Source organism: Brachybacterium horti (assembly GCF_054777615.1).
Map to the genome: position 1 here is coordinate 847,035 of NZ_BAAHAM010000001.1, position 11,926 is coordinate 858,960.

General features: G+C 75.2%; 13 protein-coding genes. 8 read left to right on the forward strand and 5 right to left on the reverse strand.

Annotated features, from left to right (window positions below):
• Nucleotides 1-94 precede the first annotated feature (94 nt).
• Genes ACYVAP_RS03875 through ACYVAP_RS03885 form a run of 3 tightly spaced genes read left to right on the forward strand, consistent with a single transcriptional unit; the run spans nt 95 to nt 3,203 of the window.
• Complete coding sequence (locus ACYVAP_RS03875; protein WP_498859618.1) at nt 95-1,222, forward strand: efflux RND transporter periplasmic adaptor subunit; 1,128 nt, start codon at nt 95-97, stop codon at nt 1,220-1,222.
• Nucleotides 1,219-1,998 carry an ABC transporter ATP-binding protein gene (locus ACYVAP_RS03880; RefSeq protein WP_498859619.1) on the forward strand — a complete coding sequence of 260 codons (780 nt, stop codon included), beginning with the start codon at nt 1,219-1,221 and terminating at the stop codon, nt 1,996-1,998. The genes ACYVAP_RS03875 and ACYVAP_RS03880 overlap by 4 nt, the downstream gene beginning before the upstream one ends.
• A complete protein-coding gene (locus ACYVAP_RS03885; protein ID WP_498859620.1) occupies nt 1,995-3,203 on the forward strand; it encodes an ABC transporter permease in 1,209 nt (402 codons plus the stop codon). Before ACYVAP_RS03880 ends, ACYVAP_RS03885 begins: the two co-directional genes overlap by 4 nt.
• A 61-nt stretch (nt 3,204-3,264) precedes the next feature.
• Here ACYVAP_RS03885 and ACYVAP_RS03890 read toward each other — a convergent pair whose 3' ends face one another.
• From ACYVAP_RS03890 to ACYVAP_RS03900, 3 genes are all read right to left on the reverse strand, one after another.
• Complete coding sequence (locus tag ACYVAP_RS03890) at nt 3,265-3,501, reverse strand: hypothetical protein (protein WP_498859621.1); 237 nt, start codon at nt 3,499-3,501, stop codon at nt 3,265-3,267.
• 102 nt (nt 3,502-3,603) lie between these two features.
• Entirely contained in the window at nt 3,604-4,521 is a 918-nt protein-coding gene (locus ACYVAP_RS03895) for a sigma-70 family RNA polymerase sigma factor family protein (protein WP_498859622.1), read from the reverse strand.
• Between the two features lie 88 nt (nt 4,522-4,609).
• Nucleotides 4,610-5,722 carry a CPBP family glutamic-type intramembrane protease gene (locus tag ACYVAP_RS03900; RefSeq protein WP_498859623.1) on the reverse strand — a complete coding sequence of 371 codons (1,113 nt, stop codon included), beginning with the start codon at nt 5,720-5,722 and terminating at the stop codon, nt 4,610-4,612.
• Between the two features lie 92 nt (nt 5,723-5,814).
• Between ACYVAP_RS03900 and ACYVAP_RS03905 the strand changes: the two genes are divergently transcribed.
• The 3 genes from ACYVAP_RS03905 to ACYVAP_RS03915 all read left to right on the forward strand — a co-directional run bounded on the left by ACYVAP_RS03905 (nt 5,815) and on the right by ACYVAP_RS03915 (nt 8,637).
• Complete coding sequence (locus ACYVAP_RS03905) at nt 5,815-6,531, forward strand: NADPH-dependent F420 reductase (RefSeq protein ID WP_498859624.1); 717 nt, start codon at nt 5,815-5,817, stop codon at nt 6,529-6,531.
• A 97-nt stretch (nt 6,532-6,628) separates the two neighbouring features.
• Complete coding sequence (locus tag ACYVAP_RS03910) at nt 6,629-7,891, forward strand: sensor histidine kinase (protein WP_498859625.1); 1,263 nt, start codon at nt 6,629-6,631, stop codon at nt 7,889-7,891.
• A complete protein-coding gene (locus ACYVAP_RS03915) occupies nt 7,888-8,637 on the forward strand; it encodes a response regulator (RefSeq protein ID WP_498859626.1) in 750 nt (249 codons plus the stop codon). The genes ACYVAP_RS03910 and ACYVAP_RS03915 overlap by 4 nt, the downstream gene beginning before the upstream one ends.
• Before the next feature lie 66 nt (nt 8,638-8,703).
• Here the strand turns inward: ACYVAP_RS03915 and ACYVAP_RS03920 are convergent, their stop codons facing one another.
• Both ACYVAP_RS03920 and ACYVAP_RS03925 read right to left on the reverse strand, forming a co-directional pair.
• Nucleotides 8,704-9,696 (reverse strand): aldo/keto reductase, encoded by a 993-nt coding sequence (locus tag ACYVAP_RS03920; protein WP_498859852.1) that lies wholly within the window; start codon nt 9,694-9,696, stop codon nt 8,704-8,706.
• A gap of 135 nt (nt 9,697-9,831) precedes the next feature.
• Nucleotides 9,832-10,341, reverse strand: a complete 510-nt coding sequence (locus tag ACYVAP_RS03925; RefSeq protein WP_498859627.1) for a hypothetical protein — start codon at nt 10,339-10,341, stop codon at nt 9,832-9,834.
• A 101-nt stretch (nt 10,342-10,442) separates the two neighbouring features.
• Between ACYVAP_RS03925 and ACYVAP_RS03930 the strand changes: the two genes are divergently transcribed.
• Complete coding sequence (locus ACYVAP_RS03930) at nt 10,443-10,985, forward strand: DUF2087 domain-containing protein (RefSeq protein ID WP_498859628.1); 543 nt, start codon at nt 10,443-10,445, stop codon at nt 10,983-10,985.
• Nucleotides 10,986-11,032: 47 nt separating this feature from the next.
• Nucleotides 11,033-11,926 (forward strand): ornithine cyclodeaminase, encoded by an 894-nt coding sequence (locus ACYVAP_RS03935; RefSeq protein ID WP_498859629.1) that lies wholly within the window; start codon nt 11,033-11,035, stop codon nt 11,924-11,926.

Sequence of the window (11,926 nt, forward strand, 5' to 3'; positions counted from 1 at the left end):
CCGTCCCGGCCTCCGGTCGCCGCCTCCCGTCTCACCGCGCCACCCTTCCCCGCCTCCTCGGCGACCCGCCGCCGAGCCGATCGAAAGTCCTCCGATGGCCGCACTGCGTCGCTACGTCTTCCCCCTGTTCTGGATGCTGATCCTCGGCATCATCGCGATCTCCCTCGCCCGTCTGGCCTTCTTCCCCGGGGAGTCGAGCGCGGCGGAGGAGGACCCGATCAGCCCCAGCGCCGACTTCGACCAGTACGCCACGGTCACCGCCTCCCGCGAGGACATCAGCTCCACGCTCGTGCTGCCCGCGACCGTCGTTCCGGACGAGGGCACGCCCCTCAAGGCGACCGCCGCCGGCGAGATCAACAAGGTGTGGGTGAAGGACGGCGACGAGGTCCAGGAGGGCACGAAGATCCTGCAGGTCCGCGTGCCCGTCGAGGCGGACCCCGTCGAGGTCCCCGCCACCGACGACGCGGCCGCCACCGCCGACGGCACGGACGGCGCCGAGGACGGGACGGAGGCAGAGGAGGTCGCCGCCCCGGCCGCGCCCGCCACCTCCGCCCCGCAGGAGTACCGCTACCTGACCCTCGTGGCCGACGGCCGCGGGATCGTCCGCGACCTCACCGCCGTCGAGTGGGAGACCGTCTCCGTGGGCGACACCGTCGCGACCCTCTCCCCCGGCACCTACTCGATCACCGCGGACCTCACCCCCGAGCAGCAGCTGTCCCTGCTCGACGTCGACATCGAGGCGACCGCGACGCTGCCCTCCCTCACCGACCCGATCACCTGCTCGCGGCCCGCCGTCACCGAGGACGACCCGTCGGCCGACGACGACCAGGCCCCCAGCAGCGAGGGCGCCTCCATCGAGGTGGACCCGATGACGGGTGAGGAGATCACCCCCGAGACGACGTCCGCCCAGCTCAGCTGCGCGGTCCCGGAGGGCACGCGGGTCGTCTCCGGGCTCACCGGCGAGGTGAGCGTCGCGCTCGGCACCGCGGAGGGCGTGCTCACCGTCCCCACCACCGCGGTCGAGGGCGCGGGCGAGGCCGGCACCGTCTACACGCTCGACGAGGCGACCGGCGAGCCCACCCCGCACGAGGTCGAGCTGGGCCTGCGCGGCGACGGCGTCGTCGAGGTCCGCAACGGTCTCGAGGACGGCCAGGAGATCCTGCAGTACGTGCCCGGCGTGGACAGCGCCGAGTCCGGCATGGACGGGATGGAGGTCTGGTGACCGCCGCGGAGCCCCTGCTGCACCTCGAGGGCCTGCGCCGCTGGGTGCGGCTGCCCGGCGGGGAGGACCTGCACATCCTGCGCGGCGTGGACCTCGAGGTCGACGCCGGGGACCACGTCGCGATCGTCGGCCGCTCCGGCTCGGGGAAGTCGACCCTGCTGAACCTGCTGGGCCTCATCGACCGGCAGAGCGACGGCGTGCTCCGCTTCGACGGCCAGGACGTGCACCGCCTGCGGGACGCCCGACGGGCCCGCCTGCGCGGCGCGTCGATCGGCTTCGTCTTCCAGCAGTTCAACCTGCTCGACGGCCGCACCGCCCTCGAGAACGTCATGATGCCGCTGCTGTACGGGGACGCCCGCCAGTTCTGGCGCCGCGAGAAGCTCGCCCGGGAGATGCTCGACCGGGTGGGGCTCGGCGGCCGCGCCGACCAGGTGCCCGCGCGGCTCTCCGGCGGTGAGCAGCAGCGCGTCGCCGTGGCGCGGGCGCTCGTGCGCCGGCCGCGGCTGATCCTCGCGGACGAGCCCACCGGCGCGCTCGACGTCTCCACCGGCGAGGCGGTCATGGCGCTGCTCGACGAGATCGCCCGCGACTCCGACGCCGCGCTCGTCACGATCACCCACGACCTGCAGGTCGCGGCCCTCTCGCAGCGGGCGTACCTGCTGGACGAGGGGACCCTCCACGACATCGGCACGCTCGACGCGGCCGGCACCGCGGAGGCGCGCACCGCGCTCGCCGCGACCGCGGGCCTGCGGGCCGGGCGGGAGGCCGTCGCATGACCGGGCTGCTCGCCTCGATCGTCGAGGCCTACGGCGAGCTGCGGGTCCACAAGGGCCGGATCATGCTGTCGCTGATCGGCGTCGCCTTCTCGGTGTTCGCGCTGACGGCGGTGCTGGGCGGCGGGGGCATGCTCTCCGGCGCGCTCGAGCAGTCGATGGAGCGCAGCGGCGGCCGCGACGCGACCCTCATGATCTCCTCGTTCGGCGGCGCCGAGTCCGTGACCCCGCAGGAGCAGGACGAGGCCGTGCTCGAGGAGATCGACCGCCTCGGCATCGACCAGCGCACCCGCCGCATGTACACCGACGCACGGGTGCAGACCACCGAGGGGGTCAAGCTCACCCAGCTGATGGGGGTGGACCCGGCCTACGGGGACATCTTCCGGACGCAGGTCGCGCAGGGCCGCTGGATCGCCGACTCCGACCAGCACCGCCTCGCCCCGGCGATCGTCGTCAACCAGCCGCTGTACGAGGCGCTCGGCCGGCCCGCGCTGGGCACCGAGCCCGTCACCCTCTACGGGGACAGCGGGGCGGCGGAGTCCGGGCAGGCGATCGTGATCGGCGTGCTCGCCGCGGATCCGAACCTCGACTGGGACCTCGCAGCCTTCGCCGCGGCCGACAGCGTCGCGCAGCTCCCCGGGAAGACCCCGGAGACGACGATGACCTCGGAGTACCTCGTGTGGGTGCCGCCGGAGCAGGCCGACGAGATCCGGGCGCGGCTCTCGCAGACACTCGCCGGCGCGGGCGTCGGCACCTTCGACGTCTCCCCCAGCTCGTTCTCGCTCGAGGACCAGGGCTTCGGCGCGATCACCCTCGGCGTGGTCGTCGTGGCGCTCGTGATCCTGCTGCTCGGCGCGCTGGGCCTGGTGAACATCTCCCTGGTCACGGTGCGGCACCGGGTGCGGGAGATCGGGATCCGACGCTCCTACGGCGCGACCGGCGCACGGATCTTCGTGGGGGTGCTCATGGAGTCCGTCGTCGCGACGGTGCTCGCGGGGGCGATCGGCGTGGCGTGCGCGGTCGCGCTCGTGAAGGCGCCCTTCGTCACCGACTACTTCCGGGAGCAGGGCCTCGTGGACCTGCCGCCGTTCCCGGTGACGGCGGTGCTGCTGGGCCTGCTCGCGGCGACCGCGGTGGGCGTGCTCGCGGGCGCGCTTCCCGCGCTCATCGCGACCCGCATCAAGGTCATCGACGCGATCCGCGGCTGAGGCCTCCACGCACGGCACGGGCCGGCACCCTCACGGGGGTGCCGGCCCGTGCCGCGCGCGGTCAGTCCTCCGGGAGGTCCGCGAAGGCGGCCTTCATGTCGTTGTACCAGCCCAGGGACTGCTTGGGGTGCAGCCAGCGGAACCTCATCTCCTGGCGGGCGGGCTTGTGCGCCTCGTCGCCGGCCTTCACGGCCTCCTTGAGGTGCTTGTCCTGGGCGTTGATGACGTCGTCCGCGCTCTCGCCGTGGTGGGCGAGCTCGCAGGGGCCGCCGAGCTGCTGGCAGGTCATCGTCTTCATGGGGTGCTCCTGGATCGGGTTCGTGCTGCTGTCGTGGGGTTGACGCACGGCGGGGCGGGAGTGTGACAGCCCTGCCGCGATCGGATCGAGGTCGGTGGGCGGTCAGCGGGGGTCGGCGCCGTCGCGGCGCACCACGCGGGCGAGCAGCTCGGGCCGGGCCCGGAAGTCGATGCGGGTCACGCGGCCGCCCGCGACGGTGAAGTCGAACAGGACCATCGCGTGCCCGCGGTGGTACCAGGCGGAGCCGGGCCGGCCGTCGACCGCGACGGGGAGGGCGGCGTGGGCGGAGCCGTTGAAGAAGGCCGCGACGTCCTCGCGGCCGTCGATCGCGGCAGGGGTGCCGGTCGCGATCGCCTCCTCGTCCCCGCGCACCACGGCGTCCGGGGCGAGCAGAGCGATGAGCCGCGTGAAGTCGCCCTCGCGCGCGGCGGCCATGAAGGCGTCCACGACCTCCCAGTCCGCGAGCGGGTCCTCGCCGCGCGGCTGGGAGACCTTGGCGCGGGCGCGGGAGGCGAGCTTGCGGGCGGCCTGCTCGCTCGTGCCGAGGGCGGCGGCGATGATCCCGAACTCGAACCCGAAGCTGTCGTGCATGACGAAGGCGATCCGCTCGTTGGGGCTCAGCCGGTCCAGCACCAGCTGGAGGGCGGTGCCGACGGTGTCCGCGAGGGCCATGTCCTCTGCGGGGTCCGGGGCGCTCTCGCCGGTCTCGACCGTCTCCTCCGGCACGGGGACGCGGCGACGCAGCCGGTCCAGGCACAGCCGGGTCGTGACGGTGGTGAGGAAGGCGGGGAGGCTGTCGATCTCCTCGCCCGTGCCGTCGCCGCTGCCGGCGAGGCGCAGCCAGGCCTGCTGGACGACGTCCTGCGCCTCGGCATGGTCGCCGAGCACGCGGGCGGCGAGGGCCTCGAGCCGCGGCCGCTCGGCCTCGAAGCGCCGGGCGAGCTGCTCGGCGTCATCGCCGGGACGGCGGTCATCGGGGAGCGGCGGGTCCGACGGGGCCGACGGGTCGACGAAACGCATGAGCTGATCCTTCCGTGCGGGCCGGCGGCGCGTCCACCGGCTCCCCACCCCTCTGACGCGCCGGGGCGCGGAGGTGCGACGGGGAGGGTCAGACGTGCAGGGCGTCCGGGACGCCCTCGGAGGCCTCGCGCCCCACGGGCTCGAGGAAGCGCACGCTCTCCCGGGTCCCGATGACCTGCATGACCACCGCGGTCACGACGAGCAGGGCGAGGGCTCCCGCCAGGCCGCCGGCGAGCGCGGCGTTCCCGGGGGCGGCGACGGCGGCGGCGTCGAGGGCCGCACCGGAGGTGCCGGGGGCGGCGCTCGCGGCGACGAGCGGGGCGATGCCGGCGCCCGCGGAGGTCCCGGCGAGCAGCGCCGCCCCGATCAGGCCGAACACGCCGACCCCGGCGGTGAGCAGCATCGGCACCTCGAGGCCGCCGCTCTTCCAGGTGAGCACGGCGGCGCACAGGGCGAGCACCACGGCGGGGATCAGCACCGCCGCGTGGAGGTCACGGCCGATCAGGGCGATCAGCGCCGTCACGGCGATGCCCGGCCAGGGCAGGGCGAAGCGTGCGCCGAGGGTCTGCAGCACCACGCCGCGCAGGGCGAGCTCGATCCCCACGGCCTGCAGCGGGGCGAGGACGAGGACCACGAGGACCACGGCGATGCGTCGGCCCGCGCCGCGCGGGGCGACATCGGCCGGATCCGGCAGGACGGCGCCCGGACCGGCGAGGCCCGCGGCGATCGCGCCCGCCCCGCCTGCGACGGCGACGACCACGAGCGCGCCGAGCAGCATCCAGGGGGCGCCGCCGCGGAGCATCCGGCGGCGGAACCGTGTCGAGACGGACCAGGCCGTCGCGAGGGGTCGCCAGCCGCCGAACCGCACGCCCACCATCCCGGCCGGCACCCAGAGCGCGCCCATGAGCAGGGCGAGGCCCACGTCGAGCGGGCTCGTGGGGTCACCGCTCGTCACGCCGAGGGCGACGTTGATGCCGGGGGCGAGGGCGAGCACCAGCACGGCGGCCACGAGCAGGGCCGACGCGAGGATCACGTACGCGAGGAGCGTCGCGAGGATCGTCAGCAGCGCCCGCGAGCGGGTGGACCACTCGGGGCGGAGGGTGGCCATCCGGTGGTACGGCACGGGCTTCGCGGCGTGCAGGGCACGGCAGCGACGCGCGGCGTCGGACCGCCCGGTGGCGGGATCGATGAGTCGGCGCATGGCCCGCTCACTCTAGGCCTCCGGGCGCGGGTGCACCACCGGGGCCGCGGTCATGCCCGTCACAACCGGGAATCCGCCCAGGACCTGCGTCGTTGCAGCGCGATGTGAGCAACGACCCGGCCTCCCCCGCCCCGCAGCGGCGCCTCGCGATCCTCGGCGCCGGGAAGATCGGCACCGTCCTGGCCCGTCACGCGGTCGCCGCGGGCCACGACGTGCGGATCGCCGGCAGCGGTGATCCCGAGCGGATCGCGATGATCGTCCGCTTCCTCGCCCCGGGGGCCCGGCCGCTCGCGGCGCGGGACGCGATCGCCGGTGCGGATCTCGTGGTCCTCGCCCTGCCGCTCGGGAAGCTGGCCGCCGTCCCCGCCGACGCCCTCGCGGGCATGCTCGTCGTGGACGCGATGAACCACTGGTGGGAGACCGACGGCCACCAGGAGGAGCACGAGCACGCGGGCGCCTCGACGAGCGAGGCCGTCCAGGCGCGGCTGCCCGGCGCGCGGGTCGTGAAGGCCTTCAACCACATGGGCTACCACGACCTCGCGGACCTCGCCCTGCCCCGCGGCGACGCCGGCCGCCGCGGGATCGCGGTCGCCGGGCCGGAGGCGGAGGCCGCGGAGGTCGCGGCGCTGGTCGACGAGCTGGGCTTCGACCCCGTCGTGATCGGCCCGCTCCGCGCCGGGGTGGCGCTGCAGCCGTACACGGAGGCGTTCGGCGCGGCGGTCCCGGCCGCCGAGCTCCGGACGATCGTGGAGCGCTTCCCGGACACGGAGCGCGGCCGCGAGGTCATGGCGGCCCTCGCCTCCGCCTGATCCGGTCCCGGTCCCGCTTCCGGTCGGGGCATCGGCCGCGCGGTCCTCGACCGTGCGGCTGATCCAGCGGCCGGCCCGCGCTCCCTACGCTGTGCCCATGGCCTATCCGCATCCCGACGACGCGCCGTCCTCGCGCAGCTCGCGCGAATGGGCGATCGCCGCCGCGCAGACGATCGTCTGCCTCGTGCTCGGGATCGCGCTGTGGTTCATCTCGACCGGCCTCACGCTCACCGAGTACCAGAACGCGCCGCCGCTCGCGCTGCGCACCTTCACCCTGGGCGAGCTCGTCGTGGGGCTCCCGATCGCCCTGGTCATCGGGCCGCTGCGGTTCCTGCGCCCGGGCCGCCTGCACACGGTGCTGCACATCGTCCTCGCGGTCGTCGGCTCCGCGGGCACGCTCGGCCTGCCCGCGGCGACCCTCGCGCTCGTGCGGATCGGTCGGCGCCGCCAGCTCGCCCCGGACGCCGTGGTCCTCGCCCTGCTGTGCGCGCTCGGCGTGGCCCTCGCCGCGCTCGACCACGCCATGCGCTCGACCGCCGGCACCCGGGTCGACGCGCTGCTGCCGATCGTCGTGATGGCGCTCGCGGCGATCCCCCTGCTCGTGGGGCACACGCTCGCCACCCGCCAGATCCTCGTCGCGTCGCTGGGCCGGCAGGCCGTCGCCGCGCAGAAGGCGCGGGAGGCCGCGGAGCGCGAGGCGGGCGCGCTGCGCCGCGAGCGGGACGCGGAGATCGAGCGGGTGCGCGCCGAGGAGCGCGCGGCGCTCGCCCGCGACATGCACGACAGCATCTCCCACCAGCTCGCGACGATCGCGATGCACGCGGGCGCCCTCACCTACCGCGAGGACCTCTCCCCCGCCCAGGTGCGCTCCGCGGCGGGCACCGTGCGGGACGCCGCGCAGGTCGCGAACCAGGAGCTCAAGGAGGTGCTGCTCGCCCTGCGCTCCGCCGAGGGCGCCGTGCCGCTGCCCACCGCCCCCACGCTCGACGAGATCGTCGACCTCGCCCGCGAGAGCGGCCAGGACGTGACGCTCACCTGGGACGGCGTGACTCCCGCGGAGCTCGCGGCCCGCAGCCGCGGCACCGTCGTCGCGATGGCGCGCATCCTCTCCGAGGCCGTCGCGAACGCCGCGAAGCACTCCCCCGGCGCGCCCGTCGCCGCGTCCCTCACCCGCACCGGCCACCGGCTCGTGCTGCACGTGCGCAACCCGCTCCCCGGCCCGCCGGAGGAGCCCCACGAGGCCCCGTCGACGGGGCACGGGCTGATCGGCATCCAGGAGCGGGCCCGCCTGCGCGGCGGCGACGCGACGACCCGCCGCGAGCAGGACTCCTTCGAGATGGAAGCATGGGTGCCGTGGTGACCGATCCCGACCTCCCCCTCCGCGCCGACGCCGCCCCCGGCGGCGCTCCCGACGGCGGCCCGCGCGTGCTGCTCGTGGACGACGAGGCGCTCATACGCTCGGGCCTGCGCCTGCTCATCGACGGCGCGAGCGGCATCGAGGTCGTCGGCGAGGCGGGCGACGGTCAGCAGGCCCTCGACGAGGCCGCCCGCCTGCGCGCGGACGTGATCCTGCTGGACGTGCGCATGCCCCGGATGACGGGGCTCGAGGCCCTCGCAGCCCTGCGCGAGCGCGGCGACGCGGCCCGGGTCGTCATGCTCACCGCCTTCGACACCGACGACTTCCTGCTCACGGCCCTGCGCGGCGGCGCGGTGTCCTTCCTGCTCAAGGACTCCCCGCCGCAGGAGGTCGTCGACGCGGTGCTCGACGCCGCCGCGGGCCGCGCCCGCTTCTCCCCGGAGGTGCTCTCCCGGCTCGTGCGCCTCGCCGCCGGGACCGGGGCCGACGGCGGCGCTGTCGCCCCCGACGTCGCCGACGGCGCCGGGCCCCCGTCGGCCCCCGCCGAGACGCCCGTCCCCGAGGGCCTCACGGCCCGCGAGTGGGAGGTGGGACGGCTCGTCGCGCAGGGCCTCGGCAACCCGGAGATCGGGGAGGAGCTATTCCTCTCGGTCGCCACCGTGAAGACGCACCTCGGCAAGCTCTACGACAAGCTGCAGGTCACCAACCGGGTCCAGCTCGCGATCCGGGTGCTCGAGCTCGGCGGCTGAGCCCGGCCCTGCCCCGGAGGGGACCGGGTGTTCGCCCTCGCCTCACCCGACGGTGGGCGCGCCCGCTCAGGAGGGCTCGGGGAGCGCCCCGACCACCGCGTGGGGGACGTAGGGCTCCTCGAGGGAGGCGATCTCCTCCGCGGTGAGCTCGAGGTCGAGGGCGCCGAGCGCCTTGTCGATGTGCTCCTTCTTCGTGGCGCCCACGATCGGCGCGGCGACCGGGTCCCGCGCGAGCAGCCAGGCGAGGGCCACGTGCACGCGCTCCACGCCGCGGTCCTCCGCGATCTCGGCGACACGCTGCACGATCGCGCGATCGGTGGACTCGGTGGAGTCGTACTTCGAGCGGGCGGTCGCATCGGTGCGGGCGCGGTCCGTCTCCGCGGTCCAGTCGCGGGTGAGGCGACCGGCGGCGAGCGGGCTGTACGGGGTGGAGCCCACACCCAGGCGCCGCAGAAGCGGCATCATCTCCCGCTCCTCCTCGCGGTAGAGGAGGTTGTAGTGGTTCTGGAGCGAGATGAAGCGCGTCCAACCGTTCACCTCCGCCACGTGCTGCGCCTCGAGGAACTGGTGGGCGAACATCGCGGAGGCGCCGATGTAGCGCACCTTCCCCGAGCGCACGAGATCGTCGAGGGCCTGCATGGTCTCCTCGATCGGGACCCCGTAGTCCCAGCGGTGGATGATGTAGAGGTCGATGTAGTCGGTGCCGAGCCGCCTCAGGGAGGCTTCCGCCTCGTGCATGATCGCGGCGCGGGAGAGGCCGGCGCCGTTGGGGCCCGGGCGCATCCGGCCGTGCACCTTCGTGGCGAGCACGACCTCCTCGCGGCGGGCGAAGTCGTTCAGGGCCTTGCCGAGGATCTCCTCGCTGCGGCCGATCGAGTACACGTTGGCCGTGTCGAAGAAGGTCACGCCGGCGTCGAGGGCGTGCTGGATGACCGGGCGGGCGGCGTCCTCCTCGAGCACCCACGGATGGATCCACGCCTCGGGATCGCCGAAGCCCATCGCCCCCAGGCACAGGCGGGACACCTCGAGGCCGCTGCGGCCCAGGTTCACGTACTCCACTGTCGTCTCCCTCATCGGTGGTCAGGTGGTTCGCATCGAGCCTGGCACCGCTGCGGGGCCGGGGGGAGAGTCCGTCAGTGCCCCCTTCGCCGGCGTCGTCGCCGGGAGCGGGGCCGACGGGCCGATGGGCGGGGGTCAGCGCCTGCGGAACATCTTGCCCACCGCGATCGCGATGAACATGACCACGAAGATCATGCCGAACGAGCCGAAGTGCGAGCCGCCCATCCGCCACCAGAACCCGAGGAACACGAGCGGCACGATGAGGCCGAGGGCCCGCTGCAGCACTTGCGGCCAGCTCAGGGGGCGCCGCCCCGACCCGGATCCGTGCTCCGACTGCCGCCCGTCCGTCGCGCCGAACTGCGGGGCCCACTCCTCGCCCTGTCCGGGCATCGGCCCCTGGTGCGGGACGCTCCCCTGCGGCGGGGCGCCGTCGCGCATCGGCGCGGGCTGCGGTGCGGCGTCGGGGGTGAAGTCCGAGGTGAAGTCGGAGTCGCCCCGAGATGCGGCACCGTCCGGCGGCCTGCTCCAGCCCTGCGGATCGCTGCCGCCCTGTACGTCGCCGCTCCGGGCACCGCCCGAGGCGGCGCCGTCGCGCCAGCTCTGGTCCCCACCCAGGAAGTTCCCGCCCTGATCCCCCGTGCTCATGCGCTCACCGTAGCGAGCTGCGCTCCCGGGCGCAGGATATTCCTGCCCGCGCCGCGCGAACTGCGTGACAGGCTAGGTGGATCGTCCACTGGGGAGGGACCATGACCGAGCAGAGCACCGACCGCGAGACCGCCGACGCCGCGCAGGAGGTCGACGCCGCGCTCCGCGAGGCGCGGATGCTGCTGTCGATGCTCTCCGCGCCGGCTCTGCGCGCGGGGATCGGCGCCGCCCTCCAGGGCGAGGCGCCCACCGATCCGGCGGTCGCCGGTCCGCTCTCGCGTCTCGCCTGGCTCACGGCCGACGGCGCCGTGGACCATGCCCTGCTGCGGGCCCGCGTGGACGCGCTCGGCGCACTGCTCGGGGACGGCGCGATCCTCTCCTCGCGGCGGCTCACGTCGCTTCCCGTCACCGAGGAGGAGCGGCGGGAGCTCGCGGGGCGGATCGTGCGCCTGGCCTGGGAGCGGCTGGGGTCGCCGCGCTTCGTGACGGAGCCGGAGCTCACCGCCGCGCTCGCCATGTTCTCTGCCGATGCCGCGCTCGTGCGGCGCGCGGCGGTGGACGCCGGGGCGCTGCGCCGCACACCGGACGGCGCCCGCTACGAGCTCGCCGCCACGGTGCCCGAGCAGCACCCCGGCCCCGCCTGAACCGGCCCGGCCGTCGGACCGCCGGGGCGGCACGCTACGGTCGTCGGATGCTCTTCCTCGACGACGACCAGGTCCGTGACCTCCTCCCCTCCCCCGCCGAGGCCGTCGCGCTCATGCGCGAGACGCTGCTGGCCCTCGCGGACGGCTCCGCCTCCGTCACCCCGAAGTCGCAGGTGGTGCACGAGGAGGGCGGCTTCGCGAACGCCATGCCGGCGGCGTGGCCGGAGCGGGGTCTGCTCGGCATGAAATGGGTGACGGTGACGCCCTCGAACCGGGAGCGGGGCCAGGAGATGATCGACGGCCTCATGGTGCTCTCCGCGCCGGACGGCTCGACCCGGGCGACGCTCGCCGCCGCGGAGCTCACGGCACTGCGCACGGCCGCCGTGAGCGGCGCCTCCCTCGCGCTCGACGACCGTCCGGTGACCCTGCTGGGCACGGGCGTGCAGGCCCGCTCCCACGCCCGGGTGCTCGAGGCGCTGGGCCGCGGGCCGCTGACCGTCTGGGGCCGCCGGCAGGAGGCCCTCGACGCGCTGAGCGCCTGGTGCGCCGCGCGCACCCCGGATCTCGAGCTGCGCACCACGACGGACCGCGCGGCGGCCCTGGCCGGCGCCGGCGTCGTCATCAGCGCGCTCCCGATCGGTCTCGACGGCCACACCCTCGCCCCCGAGGAGGTCGCCGCCGACGCCCTGCTGCTGACCCTGGACTACGCCTCGGTCGCCGGGGCGGGGATCGCCCGCGCGGGCACGCTCGTCGCGGACGACCCGGTCCAGTTCGAGGCCCTGCGCCCCGTGAAGCTCGGCGCGGACTACCCCTCGCCGACCGGCGCGACCGGCGACCTGCTGCGCGACGGGCGCCCGGAGGGCCTGGTCATCGCGCAGAACCTCGGCTCCGGCCTCGGGGACGTGGTGCTCGCCGACGCCGCGGTGCGCGCCGCCGGCTGA